General features: G+C 41.5%; 13 protein-coding genes. 10 read left to right on the top strand and 3 right to left on the bottom strand.

All coding sequences use genetic code 11. The annotated features are described in order from the left end of the window. The 3 genes from DBR43_RS03495 to DBR43_RS03485 form a co-directional block, all read right to left on the bottom strand. Positions 1–3,552, bottom strand: a complete 3,552-nt coding sequence (locus DBR43_RS03495; RefSeq protein WP_124577944.1) for a SusC/RagA family TonB-linked outer membrane protein — start codon at positions 3,550–3,552, stop codon at positions 1–3. A 191-nt stretch (positions 3,553–3,743) separates the two neighbouring features. After that, positions 3,744–4,865 carry a FecR family protein gene (locus DBR43_RS03490; protein ID WP_124577942.1) on the bottom strand — a complete coding sequence of 374 codons (1,122 nt, stop codon included), beginning with the start codon at positions 4,863–4,865 and terminating at the stop codon, positions 3,744–3,746. Positions 4,866–5,015: 150 nt separating this feature from the next. Further along, positions 5,016–5,588, bottom strand: a complete 573-nt coding sequence (locus tag DBR43_RS03485) for an RNA polymerase sigma factor (RefSeq protein ID WP_124577941.1) — start codon at positions 5,586–5,588, stop codon at positions 5,016–5,018. A 241-nt stretch (positions 5,589–5,829) separates the two neighbouring features. Here DBR43_RS03485 and DBR43_RS03480 point away from each other — a divergent pair, with 241 nt between their 5' ends. The 10 genes from DBR43_RS03480 (at position 5,830) to DBR43_RS03435 (ending at position 22,158) form a co-directional block, all read left to right on the top strand. Next, a complete protein-coding gene (locus DBR43_RS03480) occupies positions 5,830–6,357 on the top strand; it encodes an RNA polymerase sigma-70 factor (RefSeq protein WP_124577939.1) in 528 nt (175 codons plus the stop codon). Between the two features lie 59 nt (positions 6,358–6,416). Next, positions 6,417–7,598, top strand: a complete 1,182-nt coding sequence (locus tag DBR43_RS03475; protein WP_124577937.1) for a FecR family protein — start codon at positions 6,417–6,419, stop codon at positions 7,596–7,598. 317 nt (positions 7,599–7,915) lie between these two features. Continuing rightward, a complete protein-coding gene (locus DBR43_RS03470; protein ID WP_158622416.1) occupies positions 7,916–11,215 on the top strand; it encodes a SusC/RagA family TonB-linked outer membrane protein in 3,300 nt (1,099 codons plus the stop codon). Between the two features lie 11 nt (positions 11,216–11,226). Further along, entirely contained in the window at positions 11,227–12,699 is a 1,473-nt protein-coding gene (locus DBR43_RS03465) for a RagB/SusD family nutrient uptake outer membrane protein (protein WP_124577934.1), read from the top strand. 36 nt (positions 12,700–12,735) lie between these two features. After that, entirely contained in the window at positions 12,736–13,905 is a 1,170-nt protein-coding gene (locus DBR43_RS03460; RefSeq protein WP_124577932.1) for an AhpC/TSA family protein, read from the top strand. Between the two features lie 16 nt (positions 13,906–13,921). Further along, positions 13,922–15,037 carry a TlpA disulfide reductase family protein gene (locus tag DBR43_RS03455; protein WP_124577930.1) on the top strand — a complete coding sequence of 372 codons (1,116 nt, stop codon included), beginning with the start codon at positions 13,922–13,924 and terminating at the stop codon, positions 15,035–15,037. Between the two features lie 322 nt (positions 15,038–15,359). Then, on the top strand, positions 15,360–15,935 hold the full coding sequence (locus DBR43_RS03450) for an RNA polymerase sigma-70 factor (RefSeq protein WP_124577928.1): 576 nt from the start codon (positions 15,360–15,362) through the stop codon (positions 15,933–15,935). A 95-nt stretch (positions 15,936–16,030) separates the two neighbouring features. Then, a complete protein-coding gene (locus DBR43_RS03445; RefSeq protein WP_124577926.1) occupies positions 16,031–17,179 on the top strand; it encodes a FecR family protein in 1,149 nt (382 codons plus the stop codon). 141 nt (positions 17,180–17,320) lie between these two features. Continuing rightward, positions 17,321–20,740 (top strand): SusC/RagA family TonB-linked outer membrane protein, encoded by a 3,420-nt coding sequence (locus DBR43_RS03440; protein ID WP_124577924.1) that lies wholly within the window; start codon positions 17,321–17,323, stop codon positions 20,738–20,740. Positions 20,741–20,751: 11 nt separating this feature from the next. Continuing rightward, positions 20,752–22,158, top strand: coding sequence for a RagB/SusD family nutrient uptake outer membrane protein (locus DBR43_RS03435; RefSeq protein WP_124577922.1), 1,407 nt, complete (start codon positions 20,752–20,754; stop codon positions 22,156–22,158). Positions 22,159–22,162 lie beyond the last annotated feature (4 nt).

Here is a 22,162-nt window from a genome sequence, read left to right as displayed (position 1 = left end):
TTAAAAAGTGATGTTTGCGCCAAGACTGAAAGTATGTCTGTTTTGTGGCAACCGGCGCGTGCCACTGTAGAAATCCTGGAATTCAGGATCAAGCCCCCTGTTATTAGCTTTCCAAAGCATGAAATTTGTGGCTTGTGCATTAAAGCGTACGCCCGCGATTTTCAAGTTTTTAAGCAGAGCAGGCGATAAACTATAAGATATGGTTATGTCGCGTATTTTTGCATATGAGGCACTGACCACATTGATATGTGCTTTGGTATAATACTCTACATCTCGGCGACTTGCACTTTCGTCTCCGTCTGAAACAAAAGATGGGATTGTTTTTGTCGCCTCATCGCCAGGAACTTTCCAACGGTCTGCAAATAAGGCAGGGATGTTACCTATAAATTGACCTGGGTTTTTTAGTGTTAGTCTGCCTGTAAACAATTCATTTACCTCAGCTCGCATCACGTGCCCAAGATTGTATATCATGTTAATTGTTAATCCAAATCCTTTGTATCTAAGGCTGTTGTTAAGCCCTCCACTGAATTTTGGATTTATAGAACCTTTATAAACCACATCTTCTGCTTTTGCCACCTCAGGTTCTTTGGTAACTGTACCATCTGCTAGACGGATCATTGGATCTCCTAAATTGTCTAGCCCAGAATATTGGTAAGCAAACAAGGCATTCAGAGGATAGCCTACAACATTGGACCCATAAATCCTGCTGTAGCCCGTCTTGTCAAAGTCGGTTGGGTCACTATAACTAACCAATTTGTTCTTATTGTAAGCAAATGTAAAATCCGAAGACCAGTCGAAGGATCCGCCGACGATATTTCGGCTGTGAATACTGAGTTCAACTCCTTGGTTTCCAAGATTACCTATATTGCTTAAAAAACTTGAGTAGCCAGTTAATGGATTCGATTTGCGTTCCCCCAGAAGATCAGTTGTTTTTTTACGATACAGATCAATACTTGCGCTTATCCTGTTCCATAAAGTAAAATCTACCCCCAGGTTTATGGTCTGTGTACTTTCCCAGTTGAGTTTTCTGTTGGCCGGCCGGCTTAGTAAATAAGCCGGACCTCCAATGTAAGTGGCTCCGAAGTTCCCTAATTCCCTGGATAATATATTATAGGAAGAAGAGGCACCTACGAAAGGTGAATTTCCGGTAATGCCATAAGTTGCACGAACCCCCAGTTCACTCAGTGGCCCCGAATTTTTCATGAAATCTTCCTTACTTACATTCCATTTTGCACCTATACTCCAAATTGGCTTATTCTGTGAAGATTTATCAGAACCTATTAGATTGCTGTGGTCTATTCTCCAGCTTGCATCAAGACTGTATTTTTCGTTCAGCGTATAACTTGCCAAAGCAAAATAGGAGATAAGACGGCTTTTACTTTCTGTTTCAACAAATGGGTTTGCCCCACCAAAAAATCCTCCTTCAGGATCCACCGGATCAGAAATACTATTAATCGCGTTGTAATCCAATTGCGCGTAGGTCTGCAGGGCTTCATCATACCCATATAAAGTGTTAATACTGGATTTGAAAAGCTGTTCATTTGCTTCCTGACCGAGCTGTAAGGTCAGACGGTCTCTTCCTTTTGCAGGGTTCAGCACGTACTCCAATTGATTTCTAAGGGTATAATTCTGTTGATCACGATGAGTAAGTGAATAGGTGCCCCCTGTTGTTGGCAAATGGTAAACAGGCTCTACGTCTGCCGAGGCAGCTTCGGTTAGTCCCAGTAATTCTTTTCTAACACGATATAGCCTATTGTCATCGTAAGATCTGACTGTACCGGGAATTTTAGTATAGCCATATGTGCCATGAAAGGTTAATCCAGGAAGTAGTTTCAACCAGGCATTACCAACTAGATTCGCAGAAAGATTATTACCTTGGGTATACCCGTAATTGATTTCATTCAGAGGAATATAGTCAAGATTGATGCGGCTTCTTGCCTGAAAATCGGCTCTTGCTTCGGCTGACCATCCTTGAACATATGGCATGTTGATCGGGTTCCCCGCAGGATCTTGAAATAACTGATAAGGTAGGAATCTATCCTGGATAATCACAGGCCTTTTTGTCTTAATAGGATCAGCTGAGAAACTAGTATTCAATGCTATTTTAAGGAATTTAGAAATATTAATATCCTGTGAAAAGTTTAATCCAAAAGTCTGGCTTTCTGTCCCGGGTGTGTTGGATTTATTTTTTGTATAGGAAGCTGAGCCATAGAAAGAATATTGATTATTTCCGCCAGAAAGAGATAAGGTATTGTTAATCGTCATAGCATTCTGAAACATCAGATCTTTGATTTGAGCGGTGTTACTAATACCCGATAAGCTATCCAGACTTTTATTTGCAACAGCATCGGAGATTAAGCCACGATGTTGGTTATACAAAATGAGTTCATGTGGAGCAATAACTGAATTGTATAAATAATCCCATTGGTTAAGTTGCGGATCGAATGTCTCTTTTGAAGCCTGTATGAACTGCTGGCTATTTAGCAATTTTCCATAGTTAAAATCCGGTTTACCCCCGAAGTTGACAAAGCCTGAATAATTGATGTTTAGCTTCTGGTTTTTAGTTCCGGATTTTGTTGTAATCACTATAACTCCGTTTGCAGCTTTTGCCCCCCAGATAGCCGCAGCAACCGCATCTTTCAAAACAGTGATGTCCGCTACATCGTTTGGATTAAGACTGTTGAGGTTGGTTGCGATTACCCCGTTTACGACATATAGCGGTGAATTATCGAGTTCGATACTACTCTTTCCCCGGATGACTGGGGTTTTATATGTCTCGCCGGTTTCTGTAGTTGTATTGATAACGGTCATTCCTGGTACCAACCCCTCTAAACGACCAATAATGTCCATGGTACCGCTTCTATCCTGATAAACCTGCATATCTGGCTTTGAAAAGGAACCTGTTGCCCTCTGTTTTGACAGTGTCTGGTAACCTGTATTTACTACGTTAACTTCTTCCAGGCGCTTGCTGTCCAGGGATAACGTTATCTGACCCATTTTCGGCTGGGCTTTTAGTTCTCTGGTAACATAGCCTAAATACGAAATTATAATTACAGAATTCTCGTCAATGTTTTCCAGATAAAAATTTCCGTCACCGTTAGTTCTTACCGACATATTCGTACCTTTTATCATTACTGTGGCGCCGGATAGGGCAGATCCGGAAGAATCTATGACCCTGCCCTGAATGTTTATAGAAGAAAACCGGGATATCAGTTTATCCATCGTCGAATTTGATTTTTTTAACAGGATAATAGTTTTATCATCCACCCTGTATTCAATGGGTTGATCTTTAAAGATCAGGTAAAGCACTTGCATTAAATCTGCATTTTTCACATTAATAGTGACGCTTTTACTGTCCTGAAGCATGGTCCCTGTGACCAGGAAATCGTATCCGATTTGTTTGCTGATTTTCTTGAATACGCTCTCCAAAGACGCATTTTTTTCGGACAAAGTAATTTTCTGTGCAAATGAATTCGCACTGACCTGCATAATGATCATTAAAAGTATGACGGTGGTGAGTCGCATGATCAGCAATAGTTTTTTTATATTCATTTCATCTGGTTTATGACAAACCTTAGCGGCGGATGAACACCGTTAATATTGCTTTAATCCGCAATATTACCTAAGTTTGTTTGTCTGGTTTAAGTTGATAGGACTGCAAAATTTTTATTGACATAATCCGAACGATTGCTGGTCGTGTTGGTAGCACGGCTAGCTTTTTTCCGGTCATGTGGTTCAAGTATTTAATTGACCATGATCCTCCTTCCTTTGATTGATATATGAACAGCTTTTGAAGCTTCTAGCATTTCCAATATCTGGCTGATGTTTTTTGTTCTGGATATTCTGCCTGTGAAAGTTTCTTTGCTGATCGGCCTTTCGTAATGAACTTCTACGTTATACCATCTTGAAATCTGTCGCATAACCGTTTGGATATCTGCAGCCTGAAATTCAAAATATCCATCTTTCCAGGAGACCGCTTCATCAACATTCACGGTTCTAACCGCTATCTCATCCTCAGATAAAATAGCCTGCTCGCCCGGTTTCAGTAATTGTCGTTTGTTTTTTTGACTAATAAGGATAGATCCTTCCAGCAAGGATGTCTTTATGTTCGATTCGTCGGAATAGGCGTTGATATTAAAGTGTGTACCCAACACTTCAATCTCCCGGCCAAAACTCTTTACTATAAAAGGATGCTTTCTATCCTTAGCTATTTCAAAATATGCCTCTCCCTTCAACTGAACAATTCTCTTGTCAGCTGAATTGAAATTTGCTGGATATTGGATTGAAGAGGCTGCATTCAACCATACAGAGGACCCGTCAGGCAATATCAACTTGTAGGTTTCTCCTCTGGCGGTAGAAAGGATATTTGTTCCACTCATGCCGATGCCTGTTTTTTTTAATTCATAGGCTACCTGTCCATCCGCCGATTTACTAATTACTACACCATCTTCTTCAGCCAGTTCTCCCATGGAGGCATCACGCAAAGTGATTTTGCGACCATTTGCAAGTGTTAGTGTTGCGCCTGCCTTGCCTGGCCCAAAATCATTTTCCATAGTGATCTGGCTAACAGGCTCCTTAACATGATTATAAAAGAATAGTGCTGTAATGGATAGAATGGCAATAATTGCTGCTGCGACAGCGATCCGTGGCCATAGTGAAATCTTTTTGACTGTAGAGGTTTGTGTTTTTTGAGTTATGACCTCCCACATTTCGGTGCCGACCCTTTTTATATCCTCTTGGGAATATCCGGATTGCCTATTCGGATGGAGCTGATGAATCCAATACTTGGCAATGATTTCATCCTCAGGACTAAAATTTCCAGAACTGATTCTTTCAAGCACTGATTTAATGTTTTTTCGTCCCATGTATTGTACAGTTATTTTCCCGATTTAAATACAAAGGCGTTTGTGAAATGTAAATTGGCTACTGTGTTTAAAAATAAAAACAAAAAAATGAGTTTATATCTTTAACTATCTGATTTTCAATTGTAAAAAAAAATAGAATGATGGTTGGAATTAGAGTACGTATACAATATAAATGATGGTTCCCAGTTTTGTTCTTAAATGCTTAGCGGCTTTTTTAAGGTGGTTGGACACGGTGTTTTCCGAGATATTTAGTTGGGTTGCGATTTCTTTGGTACTTAGGTATTGCTTTCTCTTCAGTTCGTAAACTTCCTTCATCCTTGGAGGCATTGCATTAATCTCCTTTTCAATCAGTAATGCAATGTCCTTTTCGCGAATTAAATAGTCCGTTTCTTCACTATCAGTATCTATGAAATGTTCGCCGCTTTCGATGTATTTTTTTACTATATTTTTGTGTCTGAAAATATCAAAGATCTTGTTTAAAGTTGATTTATAGAGAAATCCTGCAAGTGTTGTTTTAAGATTTAAACTTTGTTTATTTTGGAATAACCATAAAAATACGTCTTGAACCGCATCTTTTGCTTCGTCTTCGTTACGGAGTTTGTTAAAAGCGTAGAGAAAGAGTAGTTCGTCATACCTGATATAGATCTCTTTAAATGCCAATTCATCGCCAGCCTCAAGTAATGTGGCAAGCTCTGAATCGCTGTATGTACTATAATCATTCATTTACCTTCCCAGTTCTATAAATTTATAAAACAACAGCAATGATAGAGATTTTTTTTCAGTACCGTTTATTATTTCATCCAGACACCATCAGTCTAGAACCATATTTTTGTGAAATTTTGTATGCAAAAATGGTTGACCCCTGCAATTTGTAAAAAAAAGAAACAGGCATATCTTAATTCAAATATAATGTATAAGATTGCAGTAAGTTTTCGGTAAATTTATACTAGGTATATCTGTAGTTATGCAAGTTAAGAGTCTTAAAATATTATTTGATGCTTATTACGATAGGTTGGTTTATTTCTGTTTTAAGATCACCGATAATAAAGAACAAGCCAAAGATATCACTCAGGATGCGTTTTTGAAATATTGGCAACTTTCCGATGAAGTTGCAAACAATGAAACCGCCATTAAAAATTTTCTTTATAGTACTGTGCACAACGCAGCTCTGAATGCAGTTCGGCATGACAAAGTTGTTAATACTTACGCACAAAAACAGTGTGGTAATGAGCCCACTGATGGTGATATAATGGAAGGGATGATTAATGCAGAGGTCTTTGCAGAGATACATTTAGCAATTGATTCTCTACCTGAGCAATACAGGAAAATTTCTATAATGGGATATTTTGAAGGTAAAAAGAATCAGGAAATTGCCGATGAGTTAGGTATGTCGATAAATACCGTAAAAAAGCAAAAACAAAAGGCCTTGGAACTATTGAGAATAAAGTTGAGACCCGAACTGTTTGGAGCTTTTCTGTTCCTTTTTAAATAAATTAATATTTTCTTTATCCGGTTTTAACATTAAGGTGTCTTTATTCTAAAGGGCCAATAATGGAAAACTACACCAGCAATTATTTTTACGCAAGCCTGATCATGAAATCATTAAAAGATGATCTTGACCAAGCCGAAAAAGCTGAACTGGATAGATGGCTGAAAGCCGATATAAAGCATCAGCAAATTTTTAAGAAGCTCAACGACCGACAGCGTATTGTTAAAGAATTAGAAATTTATTCCTCATTTGATAAAGACCAGATTAGGCAGCGATTGTTGGTTCAAGTCAATTCGACGCGTAAAGCATCCCGATTGTGGGTTCGTATTATTTCTGTAGCAGCTGTTATCGGGGGAGTAGTAATCGGTATTTGGTTCTTCAATACATCATCTCAACAAGCTGATAACCGAAAAGATGTAAACTATGCGAATGACATTGCTCCAGGGAAAAACATGGCTATACTTACCGTATCTGGTAAAAATATCAATCTTAGTGGTGCAAGAAATGGTATAGTTGTTAATGCAGAGAACATAGTTTATGATGATGGTACCTCAGTTATAGAGGAGGCAATTAAGTCGTTTACAATGACAACTCCCCGGGGAGGGGTTTATCAGTTGTCTTTGCCTGATGGTACAAGAGTGTGGCTTAATTCTGCTTCAAGTTTAACATATGATTTTGCACCTAACGAAGATCGATTGGTGAGAAGCGTTAAACTCAGCGGTGAGGCATATTTTGAAGTTACCAAGGATAATCGACATCCATTCATCGTAAAAACCCAGACCCAGGATGTAGAAGTATTGGGCACGCATTTCAGTATAAACGCATATACTGACGAGGAAAGTGCAAAAACTACTTTGTTTGAAGGTAGCGTGAAGGTTCGTTCTCTTTCTCTAGGGGAGGGGATTCCAGAGCAGGTTATAGTGTTAAAACCTGGTGAACAGTCTGCTTTAGCAAATAATGCTATAAAAGTATCGCCTGCAAATATGGAGCAGGCACTGGCCTGGAAGAATAATTACTTCATGTTTGAAAACGAAAATATCAGAAGTATTATGCGAAAGGTTTCACGTTGGTATAATGTAGATGTGATTTACCAGGGTAACGTAGAGCAAAAGAGCATTGAAGGGACGGTGTCAAAATTTAAGAATGTATCGACAGTTTTAAAGATACTGGAAAGGACGAAAGTTGTAAAATTTAAGATAGAAGGTAAGCAAATCATTGTAATGCCGTGGAAAGGCAATAACTGAAATAGAATCATTGACGATGGGATTAACCACCCCTGTAAATAATCTAATATTTTAACTAAACTTAAAAGACCACATGGGGAAATCTTTACGACCGAAAAGTTAAGGGAACTATAGGCCGCTCAACAAGAAGCCGGGCAGTGCTCGATACACCAACCCGGCAGAAGCCTGAGCTAACCTTTCCGGATTCCTTGGAGGGATCCGAAGAACAATTTGTCAACTATTACCAGTCAACTCAAACCAAAGTAAAAGTAATGAAAAAATATGCTTTTAATATTGGTATGCCAAATAATTGGCTGCCAACTAAACTATTATTGATTATGAAATTGATCATAGTTTTGCTCTTCGCCGGCTTAATGCAGGTAAGTGCAGCAGGATTTGCACAAAAGGTAACGCTCAACCAAAGAGGAGTGCTTCTAAAGGAGGCTCTGAGACAGATACGTTTGCAATCTGGATATAATATAATATACAATACAGATTTGCTGAATAATTCCATCAGGATCAATGTAAACCTGAAGGATGCTTCAATTGATGACGCAATGAAATCTGTTTTGAGCGATCAAAAGATCATTTATTCAATTGAAGATAATACCGTTGTTTTAGAGGAGAAAACGCCTTCCTTTCTTGACAAACTTATTCTCCGCTTTGCTGCTATTGATGTGCGTGGACGCATTATGGATGATAAAGGCTTGCCGCTTCCCGGAGCGACAGTAAGAGTCAAAGGAGTTCGCAATGTTACAATCACAGGTACAAATGGCGAGTTTAAGTTAAATGGAGTTAATGAAAACGCAATCATTATTGTGGATTATGTTGGGTATACAAGCGAAAGCCGCCCGGCGAAACAAAATATGGGAGATATCATGCTTTCTGTTAGTAATTCCCAGTTAGATCAGGTGCAGGTTATCGCTTACGGGGTGGCCACTAAGCGTTTGAACACGGGGTCACAGGCTGGAATAAAAGCTGCTGACATTGAAAAACAGGTGATCAGCAATCCCCTGGAAGCCCTTATTGGCCGCGTTGCCGGCTTAGACATTACCCAGCAGAGCGGTACTGCCGGAACAGGATTTAATATCCGTATCCGTGGGATCAACAGCTTAAGGCCCACCGCTAACGAACCCTTGATACTGATAGATGGGATTCCTTACCAGAGTAACTCACCTGTTAACCCGGATAACCTGCCTGGAGGTTCAACGCAAATTAGTCCCTTAAGTAGTTTTAACCCTGCAGATGTTGCGAGTATCGATGTGCTTAAGGATGCGGATGCAACGGCCATATATGGCAGCAGAGGGGCCAATGGTGTAATTATAATTACCACTAAAAAAGGCCTGCCTGGTAAAACCACGGTCAATTTTAATGTATCCTCAGGTGTAGGCGAGATTGCCAGAAAAGCCAAACTGCTCAGTGGGAAGCAGTACTTGGATATGCGTTATGAAGCCTTTAGGAACGATGGTGCTGATTTTAAAAAGTCCGCTTACGCCTGGGACCTTAACAGCTGGGATACGACAAAGTTTGTAGACTGGCAGGATAAACTATTAGGTGGTACCGCGCATTTTACCGATGGGCAGGTTTCTGTTTTAGGTGGAAATGAAGGAACCAGTTTTAATTTTGGTGCGGGTTATCGCCGTCAGACCAGTGTTTATCCCACAGAACTTGCTGATCAAAAATACAATGGGCGCCTGGCAATTAATCATGTCTCTGATAACAAGAAATTCAAAGCGCAGTTTGCCGCTACCTATGGAGCAGAAGAAAACAAGGTGCCAGGATTTGACCTGGTCCCGGAAGCGCTTTCGCTTGCTCCGGTTGCACCGGAGTTATATAATGGCCAGGGAAAGTTAAACTGGGATAATAATCGTTTGCTTTGGCTTAATCCTCTCGCAAGGTTCGAGGCAACCTATGGCAGTGAAACCAATACCTTTACGTCCAACGCAACCTTTAGCTATCAGTTACCTAAGGGGATAACTTTAAAAACACTCCTAGGCTATAATAACAATACTTATCATGCGCTGTCGCTTATACCTTCCACCTTTTATAACCCAGCTCAGGAGGCTTCTTTAGGAAATTTCTACCGTACGTCTACAGAATCAACTGCTATAACTAAAACCTGGAATATCGAGCCACAGTTGAATTATACAGCTAAAATCGGAACTGGAATACTAAATGTACTGATGGGTACAACTTTCCAGAGTACCACGGCCAACCTGCTGACAATTAACGGCTCTGGTTATAAAGACGATGATCTTTTATACAACCTCTCGGGTGCCGCCTCAACTTTCGGTAACAGAACCGTAAGCGAATATAAGTACAATGCAGTATTTGCCCGGATAGGTTACAATATTGGCAATAAGTATCTTCTAAATTTAACCGGCAGAAGAGATGGATCGAGCCGTTTTGCCAGCGGTCGGCAATTTGGTAATTTTGGTGCCCTTGGTGCAGCCTGGATTTTTAGCGAAGAACCAGTAATAAAAAAGATCCTGCCCTTTCTAAGTTATGGAAAGTTGCGTGGAAGTTATGGCCTTACGGGGAATGACCAGATTGGTAATTACAGTTATTTCCAACTCTATAGCAGTACGAATCTCCGGTACGGTTCCGCAGCCTATGGCGGTGAGGGTGTACTCACTCCAGACAAGCTGGAGAATTCCACCTACAGATGGGAAACCAACAAAAAGGCGGAAGGGGCAATTGAGCTTGGATTCTTTAAAGACAGAATATTATTAACTGCTAATTACTATCAAAACCGATCATCAGACATGCTGGTCGATTATCCGCTGGCAGCTACAACGGGATTTAGTGGGATCATCAGGAATCTGCCTGCCCTGATTCAAAATTCCGGCTGGGAGTTTGAACTGAGCACCATAAATCTGAAAAGAAAAGATTTTAGCTGGTCCAGTTCCTTCAACATTAGCTTACCTAAAAACAAACTGCTCCGTTATGACGGCCTGGAAAATTCTAGTTACAGCAACACTTATGCTGTAGGGTACCCCTTATCTATTGCAAAAACGCTGTTACCTTATGATGTAAATCCGCAGACCGGAGTCAAAGAGGTTAGAAATGCAGCTGGACAGGTCACCACTACGCTAGCATTAAAAGACGCAGTTAACATAGTCGATCTTTTCAGAAAATATTACGGCGGATTGAACAATAGCTTCATCTATAAGGGATTTTCCCTAGATGTTTTCCTGCAATTTTCAAAACAGAAAGGCAGCTACACGAATCCTGCATCTTTCAGATCTAATGATTTCGGATTAGTTGGATTTATCGGTAATATACCGTCGGAACTATACGACAACAGGTGGAGTACACCAGGTCAGACTGGAGCGCAATTCCAGAAATTGACCCAGGATCTTTTCAGAACACAACCAGGTGCCAAAATACCAAATCTTGGTGCATTAGATCCTGGTTATTACGTAGACATCACTTATCTGCGTTTAAAGAACCTGTCCTTTTCCTATACTTTACCCACATCATTTCGGCAAAAGTTAAAACTGCAAAATGCGAGGATCTTTATTCAAGGGCAGAATCTGTTAACTCTTACAGATTACCCGGGCATGGATCCAGAGAACCAGTCCAGGGCTTTGCCTCCTTTGAAGACATTAACAGCAGGAATACAGGTCACTTTTTAATCTAAAAAATCATGAAAACCAGAAGTATAATTACAGTTGCAATAGGATGTCTTATGGTAAGTATATCCTGCAAAAAATTTGTTGAGGTAGACGGCCCGGTCACTTCCATCACCAAAAACGAAGTTTATACCAGCCCTGAGAAAGCTGCAAGCGTAGTTAATTACATGTACTACGATATGGTGGCTACGGACGTGTTTGCACAAGGTTATAGGGGTATTAGTACCTTGGCGGCACTTTCAGCAGATGAGCTGAGAACTTATTCCCCCCTTCAGGAGTATATGCAGATCAATACCAATGCAGTATCGACGAATAGTCCAATGTTCTATGCGATCTGGAGTAGTGTTTATACCGATATCTATCGGGCAAATTTAGCAATGGAGAATATTGCACAATCTCCTGCACTTTCCAGCGCGGTCAAAAATCAATTGACGGGCGAATGTAAATTCATGCGTGCTTTCTTCCATTTCTACCTTTCAGGACTCTACGGTAAGATTCCTCTGGCCATGACTTCAGACTATAACGTCAATACGTCACTTGAAAGGAAACCTGTTGGAGAGGTGTATAATGCGATTGTCGCTGATCTAAAGGATGCGCAATCCTTGTTAACCGACCAGTATGTCACCGGAACAAATACAGGGACTGCGTTACGGATCAGGCCAAATAAGGCTGCCGCTACGGCCTTACTGGCTAAAGTCTATTTGTATATGCAGGATTGGACAAACGCAGAAGCACAGTCTACTCTTGTTATTGGCAATAGTACTTATGCGCTTGAGCCAGATCTGCTCAACGTATTTAAGTCTACCAGTAGAGAAGCCATCTGGCATCTTCAGCCTGCAGGTACATTAACGTACACTCAAGATGGTCAGTCGCTGAATCTTACTGCGGATCCAGCCATCGGAGGCTACGAAAACACTTCCGTGCTTACACAGGCACTTTACAATACTTTTGACGCTGCTGATAAGCGACGGGCCAATTGGATCGGAACGCTTACCGTGCCGGCAGGTACATTCCGGTTTGTAAGTAAATACAAATCAAACCGAACCAATAATACATCAGTTGAATTCCTGATGGTCTTCAGACTGGCGGAACAATACCTGATCCGTGCCGAGGCCAAGGCAATGCAGGGAAAATTGAACGGCCCTGGCAGTGCGGCTGAAGACATCAATAAAATAAGGAACAGGGCCTTTGATCCACCCTCTTTAAAGGTTACAACTGCAGTGACTTTGCTCGAGATGATGGCTGAAATCGAATATGAACGTAAGGCAGAGCTCTTCGTGGAATGGGGGAACCGTATGATGGATATTCGCCGCTGGAAAGGCTTTTCCAATCCTGCAGTGAACCGGGCAGACGAAGTGATGCCATTGGTGATGCCGGAGAAAGGTGGTACCTGGAGTAGTTATAAAACTTTGTTTCCGGTGCCCCAGGCAGATATCAACAAGAACTCCAAATTGGACCAGAACCCTGGATACAGCCTGGGAAATTAAAATCGATAAAGTCACAATTTAAATAAACAATTTAAAATGAAAAATATATTAAAACCGGCCATTTGCGCTATTGTGCTTTGTTTAATGCTTCTTAACCCCGCACTGGCGCAAAATGTGTCAAAGTTTGTAATCAACGGTGTTTTAAAAAACATGATCCACATGCCTGATAAAGTTTTCCTGATCTACCCGGATTATGAAGGGAAGAAAATTGATAGTACGAACGTCGTCAATGGCATTTATAGATTTAAAGGGGAAATTGAGAATGATGCACTTCCGTTAATATTGGCACTTGGACCGGAAATGGATCCTATGTCTCCTTCGAACGATCTTCAGGCAGATTTGGTGATTGTAAAAGGTGTAACGACAGTGACTTCAGAGGGAACGATCTACAACGTCTCTGAAACCGGCGCTTCAGCAAAGCTTTACAATCAATATGGACTACTTTATAATAAATATTTTAAGCTAGGAATGGAGTTTATTGCTAAAATTAAAACAGTAGCTTACCGGAGCAGGAAAGCTGTAAGAGCATTTGAATACAGCGAATATAGTAAATCAATCAAGGCTTACTTTCCAGACTTTTACCAGTTCATTCTGCAAAATTCTGATTCGTCACTAGCTCCCTTTATTGCATACAAAATTGGTGACAACAAATTAATGAGCAAAGAAAAAGCCGATTCTTTAATTGCAATTCTGTCAATTTCGGCAAGTAGGAGTAAAGTCAGAACAGCGGCTCTGGCCAAGCTGAAGGATAAATCTGGTTTTGCAACGAAAGAAATGTCGGTGGCGGTGGACAGCTTAGCGCCTGATTTTTCACAAAATGATGTAAATGGCAAGGCGGTTAAGCTTTCTTCATTCAGGGGTAAATATGTACTGTTAGACTTTTGGGCAAGTTGGTGCGGGCCTTGTCGTGCTGAAAATCCAAGCGTAGTTAAAGCTTACGCGAAATATCATAATCAAAATTTCGAAATTTTAGGTGTTTCATTAGACATGCCTGGTAAAAAAGCAGACTGGCTGGCAGCGATTAAACAAGACGGGTTGAATTGGCCTCAGGTATCAGATCTTAAATATGGGAACAATGCAGCCGCTAAATTGTATGCGGTCACAGCCATCCCTCAAAATTTTCTGATTGATCCAAATGGCAAAATCATCGCGAAAAATCTTCGTGGTGATGAATTGGAGAAAAAACTGAGTGAAATATTTAAGTAATAAAAAACTAACAAACATGAGAACAAAGACATTGTTAACAATATTTCTTTTACCTGTTGCCTTAACCGCCCAGGTAAAGTCAAATAAAGGCTTCACGCTTCGCGGTCATTTAACCAACGCTGCCAACAAGCTGGTATACCTTACTGATCTGACAAGGACCTCTGGTAAAGTTAAATATCAGGACTCAACACTTGCAGATGCACAGGGAAGGTTTTTATTCAAAGGCGTGGTATCCGAGCCCAGTCTTTTTAATTTGCAGTTTAAAAATGGAAGAGGAAGTCTAGACCTATATATTGAAAACACCGATATTTTATTGGAAGGTAATGCGGATTCTTTAATGAATACCAAATCAACAGGTTCCAAAGAGGATATGATTAGACAGGAATTTCAAAAGTTAATGTTTTCTTCCGCCAGGCAAAAGCCTGTGGAAGAAGATAGGAGTGCATATAAGGCGGTTGTAACCTCAGGTGATGATGCCGCTATTAAGCTGGAAAGAGAAAAATTTGAAGCCCGCAGTAAAAACGACTTGATGAAAAATATTGAAACCATAGTGAAGAAGTATCCCAATTCCGCAATTGCCGTATATCTGGTCGGTACATTGGCGACTTTTCAGGAAACACAAGTGGCTGACAGGCTGTTGAAACTTGTTGAAGATACACCTATGGGCCAGCAGACAAAAACCAAAGCGCTTAGACAGAATATCAATCTTACCCTGAGTTTGAGAGTCGGGACCAAAGCGCCTGACTTTGAGCAACCGGACACTTCCGGCAGACAGATTTCCCTGTCTTCAATGAAAGGGAAGTATGTGCTGTTGGATTTTTGGGCAAGCTGGTGCACGCCTTGCCGTGCGGAAAATCCGCATTTACTCCAGGCATATGCGAAGTTTAAGGATAAAGGCTTTACCATATTTTCTGTTTCTACTGACACTAACCGTAGTTCATGGCTCAAGGCCGTAAGACAGGACAATTTGCAGTGGTCACAAGCCAGCGATTTGAAAGCACCAAACAAAGCCTGCAGGTTATATGGAGTAAGTGGTATCCCTGCTAACTTTTTAATTGATCGCGATGGAAAGATAATAGCGACTAATTTAATAGGGAGTAAACTGGAAGAAGTATTGGAGAAATTGCTTTAATAGTGTAGAAAACTATTTAAAGGGGGGGGCTGGGAAGCTAAATTTAGCTTATTGATTATAAAACCATGACCAGTATCTGCCGGTCATGGTTTTATTCTGTAGATGCAGAACTCATTTTTAGCCGGTCTATAAACTGGAAACAACAGGGAAGGTATGCGAATAGAGTCTGCAGGAGTGCATCAATGGGAGTTATCCTGCGAATAAGCTAGAACTGATTTTAGCCAGGTTTGGTGATTAATAAAAGAAAATATTGGCGAATGCATTAATTATTTTATAATTACCTTAATTTGTATCTTATTACCAATCTGGGGTGTGAAAATTAATGAGTACTGAAGACTATAAGTCGGAAACCGAAGAAAGCCTGTTGTTATCCGTGAAAGATGGAGATCGTTCTGCTTTTGATGAACTGTATACCCGCCATTGGACGGTAGTGTACGGAATGGCTTATAATATTCTTCGTGATCATCAGTATAGTAAGGATATAGTGCAGGATATCTTCGTTTGGTTTTGGGAACACCGTGGGCAATGGAACCTGACTACCTGCAGGGGTTATCTGCTCACTGCGGTGAAATTCAAAACAGCCAATTTTATCCGGGCCAGTAAAATCAGGGAAGATTTTTTTAAAAGTGCTGCCCAGAGGGAGCAAATGAATTATGATCAAAACCTGATGCTGGAAGTAAAGGAACTGGAACAGTTTATTCATACTGTCATTTCAGACCTTCCTGACAGATGCAGGCAGATTTTTACATTGAGCAGGTTTAAGCATTGCTCCAACAAAGAAATTGCTGCTGAACTTAATATTTCTGAAAAGACGGTAGAGATGCAGATCACAATTGCTTTAAAAAAACTACGGGAGAAGCTGGGCAATGGACATGTTTTGCTTTATTTTTTTATCTGATAATCAATGTGTTATATGTTGATGTGTGATAATTTATAGTCGTTTACAGGGTTAGTGCCTGCTGAAGTGCTTTACATTATATCAACACCTATGTAATGCAAAAGACCGAATTGATTTCAATCGCAGCGCGAGTGTCCGAGGGGACTGCCTCAGAACAGGAGTTAGCGCTGTATCTTTACCATTTAAATGGATATGTTAAGGAATTTCCTGTTTGGGAGGAAGTGCCTCAAAGTTTACAGGAGGAGTTACAGGATCAGCAGCGTTTAGCAATCTTTAATGCAATTGACAAAACTCCTGCTATACAGGTAAAGCGTACGTTACATTTATGGCCAGGTATTGCTGCCGCTGTTGTGCTGCTGTTGTTGGGTTTTCTTTATTTTAATCGTTCAGCTGATCCTGAGCTGTCCAGGGAAAAAAGGACTGTTCATCTCCCTGACATAGCCCCGGGGCAGAATGGTGCAAGTTTGCAGCTGGCTGAAGGCAAACTCATTGACTTGAGTTCAGTAAAAACCGGCATATCCATCGACCCTTCAAAATTAAGCTATAATGACGGCTCAGCTGTTATTCCTCACACATCTTCATCCGTATTGACGGGAGATCTGGCTGGCAAACATGTTCAGATGATCACTGGCCGTGGCCAGACCTATTCGGTAAGTCTATCGGATGGGACTAAAGTATGGCTTAATGCCGGAAGCAAGCTGGACTTTCCTGTGGTGTTTGCCAAGAAAGGCCAGCGAATTGTTGAACTCTCTGGGGAGGCGTATTTTCAGGTAGCAAAAGATAACTCCCGCCCGTTTCTTGTTCGAAGCAATGCTCAACAGGTCATTGTTTTAGGTACCCATTTCAATGTTTCTGCTTACAAGAATGAGAAACTAATGAAAACAACACTACTGGAGGGGTCAGTTAAAATACTTGCCGGGGAGCATGCCCGGATGCTGAAGCCCGGTGAACAAGCCCGCATCTCGGATCAGCATATGGAAATTATAGAAAACATAGATCTGGACGAGGTAGTAGCATGGAAGAACGGTTATTTCAAGTTCAACGAGAACCTGGAGGAAATTATGAACAAAATATCCAGGTGGTATAATGTGGATGTAGAATATCAGATCAAACCTGATCCCAGGCTTGTTTTTTCAGGCCGGATTTCAAGGAAAAGAAATGTTTCCGGGATATTAAAGATGCTGGAATATAATGGTGATGTACATTTTAAAATAGAAGGGAGGAAAATTATCGTAACCAAATAGTACACGATAGGTATTTCCATTAAATACCAAATCCCGACTGGAATCGGGACTTGGCAATCTGTGGGTTTACCCTTCCGTTAAACGGATAAAAAATATTGACTTGTAACTAAACATTTAAAACTAAACCCAACATTCAAATTTATGAATTTTAAACCAGATTCCGGGCATGGAGGCAACCGCCAGGTCCGTCATAAATTCCTGCTGATTATGAAAATGATTATTTTTCTTCTCACCACAGCTATAATGCAGGTTAGTGCAGGATCTTTTGCGCAGAAAATCACTTTGGACAAAAGCAAAGCGCCTTTAGGCCAGATCATCAATGAAATTACCGTCCAGAGCGGATACGACTTTCTTTATAATGCGAAACTTTTAGAACTGACCAGCCCTGTTACCATTCGGGTAAAAGATGCGAGTCTGGAAGAAGTGTTGGCAATATGTTTCAAAAATCAGCCCCTGACTTACAAGGTGGAAGACAATGCGGTATGGCTGAAGAAGAAAGAGAATTCCTTTTTGGGCGGCATACTGAAACAATTGAAATTAATTGGCATTCGAGGCCGGGTAGTTGATAGTGAGGGAAAGGCCCTTTCCGGCGCAAGTGTAATTGATATGGCAGGAAAAAAGGGAATCAGTACGGACGAAAACGGGCAGTTTTATCTTGCGGATGTTGAAGAAGAGGCATTCCTAACGTTTTCCTATATAGGTTATATCACCCGAACACTAAAAGCCAGAGCAAATATGGGGGATATTGTCCTTCAGGTAGCAAATTCAAAACTTGATGCAGTTCAGGTGGTAGGTTACGGTACAACAACGAGGAGGTTCAGTGTGGGTGCGACTGCAACAGTTACGGCTGATGAAATCCAAAAGCAACCCGTTAACAATGTGCTGCTTACCCTGCAGGGTAGGGTGCCAGGCTTGGTAGTTACTCCCAATAGCGGGGCTCCGGGAGCATCGGTAAGGGTACAGATTCGGGGACAGAATACACTGCAGAATAATCTAAATGGACTGGCACCTTTTGATCAGCCGCTTTTTATCATTGACGGAGTACCTTTCGCTCCTCAAAACGGGAGAATAAATCTGCTCAATACCTTTGGTTCGCGTGAGCCAGGTGCCAAAACCAGTACCCTGAGTGAATCTGACGGTTTCAGCGCTTTCAGTAGCATTAATCCGGCGAATATTGAAAGTATTACCATATTAAAAGACGCCGATGCTACCTCTATCTACGGATCACAGGGCTCGAATGGTGTCATACTGATTACCACCAAAAAAGGCAAGGCTGGTAAAACTGATTTGGGTGTGCATATAGAGCGCGGGGTTAACTTTGTCGCCCGTCCGCTGGAAATGCTCAATACAGACCAATATCTTGAACTCAGACGGGAAGCCATCAGGAATGATCAGGTTCCAAATGACTGGATCACACCAATGATGTTTCCTGATTTGACCCTATTCGATCAGGGAAAATATACCAACTGGTACAAGCAGTTTTACAACAGAACATCGAATAATACTGTGGCTAATGCCAGTCTGTCGGGTGGCACCCAGTCCACTAATTTTAGAATCAACGGAGGGTATTCTAAAGCCGATTATAATTTCCCTGGTGATTTTGCTGATGAGCTGTTTTCTTTTCACAGCTCGGTTCAGCACAATGCCCTTGGAGACAGGTTAAATATAGAATTCGGTACTGATTATTCTTATGAAAAAAACAATACCTCGGGGAGTCCTAATGTGAGTCAGGCATTTACACTGGCCCCCAATGTTCCTGACTTGCTGGATAGTCAGGGGAATCTGGTATGGAAATACGGAGATACCTGGTTGTCCGCTTTTCAGCAGTATGCTTATCTTAAACAAGCCTCAAGGCTTCAAAACTATAACCTCAATTCCCATTTAAGGTTGGGGTACAATATTGTTAAGGGATTAAAATTCAGTACAAATCTGGGATACAGCCGTGTGGGTGTAAATCAAGATTCGAGTATACCGCTGGGGTCACTGACACCGGAGTTCGCCGGGCAATCCAGTGCGGCTTTTGTCAAGAGCGTTTTTGAAACACTGAATGTCGAGCCCCAGATCGACTACCAGTATCATACTGGTAAGGGCCGGTTTACAGCTCTGCTTGGTGGAACCTATAAAAAGACGATCAACAATAGTTCTGCGCTTTTGGGGTATGATTATGCCACTGACGCATTATTGGGCTCTATCAACGGTGCCAGAACCACATCTGCATCAGATGAGGCGAGTCAGTACAAGTATGTAGCCTTGTTTGGCAGGTTGGGATATATTTATAAAGAGCGGTACATCATTAATTTAACCGGAAGAAGAGATGGTTCCAGTAATTTCGGACCAAACAGACAGTTCGGGAATTTTGGTTCTGTAGGGCTGGGCTGGATTTTTTCAGAAGAAGGGAACTTTAAAAAAGCTTTGCCGTTTGTAAGTTATGCTAAGCTTTCGGGTAATTACGGAACCAGCGGTAGTGATGGTGTGGCACCTTATCAGTTTCAATCGTTCTGGAGCCCGGTTAATAGTGTTAATCCCTTCCAGGGTACAAGACCATTTGTGCCAGGTAATTTGTATAATCCGGAATACAGCTGGGCCCTTAAAAGGACTTTAAATCTTGGATTGGATATTGGTATTGCAGGAGATCTGCTTTTGTTCAACCTAGCCTGGTATTCAAGCAGATCAAACAATCAGCTGAGTAACTATATATTGCCTGCTCAAACAGGTTTCTCATCTGTATTGAGGAATTTTGATGCCGAGGTGGAGAATACGGGTCTTGAGTTCAGCTTGAATTCTACAAATGTCAAATCAAAAAACTTCAGCTGGACCACAAACTTTAACATTTCTTTTAACAGGAATAAGTTACTGGCATTTCCGGGGCTTGAAAATTCGCCATATGCATATGTCTACACCTTAGGTAAATCGGTCAACACAGTAAAGGGCTTTAATTATAAAGGGGTGAACCCAACAACAGGTTTGTTTGAGTTTCATAAGCCAAATGGTGAACTTACCAGTACTCCGAATGACGAGCTCAGCGAAAAGGGTGGGGATATTGTACCTCTGGCCGACCTCCAGCCTAAATTTATAGGAGGGTTAGGTAATACATTCACTTACAAGAATCTTAGTTTGACCACATTCTTTCAATTCGCGAAGCAAACTTCACTGAATTATAAATATTCGCTGTATAATCCATCCAGGGCACTTCCTGGTGGCATGATCAACCTGCCAACAGCAGCGCTAGCACATTGGCAGAAGGACGGAGATATCGCTGATCTGCAGCGGGTAAGTACCGGTTTCGACTTCCAGCCTATGCTTGCTGCCCAGGCGTTCAGTCAGTCTTCGGGGGTTTACAGTGATGCTTCTTATATCCGTTTGAAGACGGTATCCCTGGAGTATCGTTTACCGGAGCGGATTTTCACAAAAGCGGGGATGACAAACCTAAGGGTTTTTGTAAATGCACAGAATCTGTTGACCATTACAGGATACAAGGTTGGTGATCCGGAGAAAGCAGGTAATTTATATAGTTTTCCTTTACAGCGCACTGTGACAGGTGGGCTATCCTTTAATTTTTAAATGTAAAGATCATGAAGAGATTTAAATATCTAATTATTGTAGCCGGCCTGATGGCTGTTACCGGGCTGAGCAGTTCCTGTAAGAAACTGATTGAGATTCCTTCCAGTCCGGCCAACAGAATTTCTACCGCTGAGATCGTTGCCGATAGTGCCAATGTAATGGGGGCGATTGCCGGTGTATATACTGGAATGGGGGCTACGCTGAATACCGGCTTTGGATTTTCGACTGTATTGTATACTGGTTTGTCTTCTGATGAATTGACTGCCGGTCAGTTTATTGACCCGATAGCTGCCCAGTTTTTGAGTAATACTGTATTGAGCAATAACTCCTTTGTCAGGAATTTGTGGGCAGATGCTTACAAAAATATGTATCAGATCAATGCATGTATGGAGATTGTCAACGGCAGTTCGGCCATTAGTGCTGGTTTAAAAAAGCAACTGGTTGCCGAAATTAAGGTCGTACGTGCATTTTATTACTTTAATTTAATCAACCTTTATGGAGAAATTCCTCTTGTATTGGCTACTGACTTTAACCTCACCGCGCAGTTACCCAGGGCAGGCTCAGAGGAGATTTTTAAACAGATTATTCTTGACCTCACTGAGGCTGAACAGGCGCTGGTACCTGCTTATCCCTCTGCCCTTCGGGCAAGGCCTAATAGTTATGTAGCAAAGGCGCTGCTTGCGAAGATTTACCTGTATAGAAAGGATTGGGTAAATGCTGAAAATATGGCAACTCAGGTGATCAGTTCCGCCAGCTATCAGTTACCGCTGGAATTAAATAATGTTTTTCTTGAAGGAAGTCCTGAGGCCATCTGGCAGCTGCCAGCGAACGGACTATCCTCTCAAACTGCAGAAGGTCAGCGGTTCGTGCCTTTTTCCAACCGAAATGTGCCTACTTTTCCGGTTACGAGTTTTCTGGTGAACGCTTTTGAAGTCGCTGATCTTAGAAAGCAAAAATGGTTAGGGCTTAACCGAGTGGATTTGAACTTTAACGGAGTGTTAACGGATTACTACTATCCTAATAAATACAAAAATAACAGGGCTTTGAGCGCGACAACAGAAGCGTATATGATTCTTCGCTTGGCAGAGCAGTACTTAATTCGGGCCGAAGCACGAGCAAGACTGAACAAACTGGAAGTCGCCTCAGAAGATCTCAATAAGATCAGGAATAGGGCAGGTCTGGGAATAAGTCCTGCGGAGGGTCAGACGGCGATTCTGGCAGCGATCATGAAGGAGCGTCAGACTGAGCTTTTTTGTGAATGGGGGAACCGGTGGTTTGACCTGAAAAGAACCGAAACCATCGATCAGGTACTCGGGGCTGAGAAGCCAGGCTGGAGATCGACCTCCAGGCTGTTCCCAATTCCGGCTGATCAGATCAGGTTAAATCCGGCTTTAATTCAAAACCCGGGATACAACTAAATCA

The organism is Pedobacter sp. KBW06 (assembly GCF_003852525.1).
Lineage (GTDB): Bacteria > Bacteroidota > Bacteroidia > Sphingobacteriales > Sphingobacteriaceae > Pedobacter.
The sequence above is the reverse complement of the archived record's forward strand: the minus strand, read 5'-3'. Positions and strand labels throughout refer to the sequence as shown.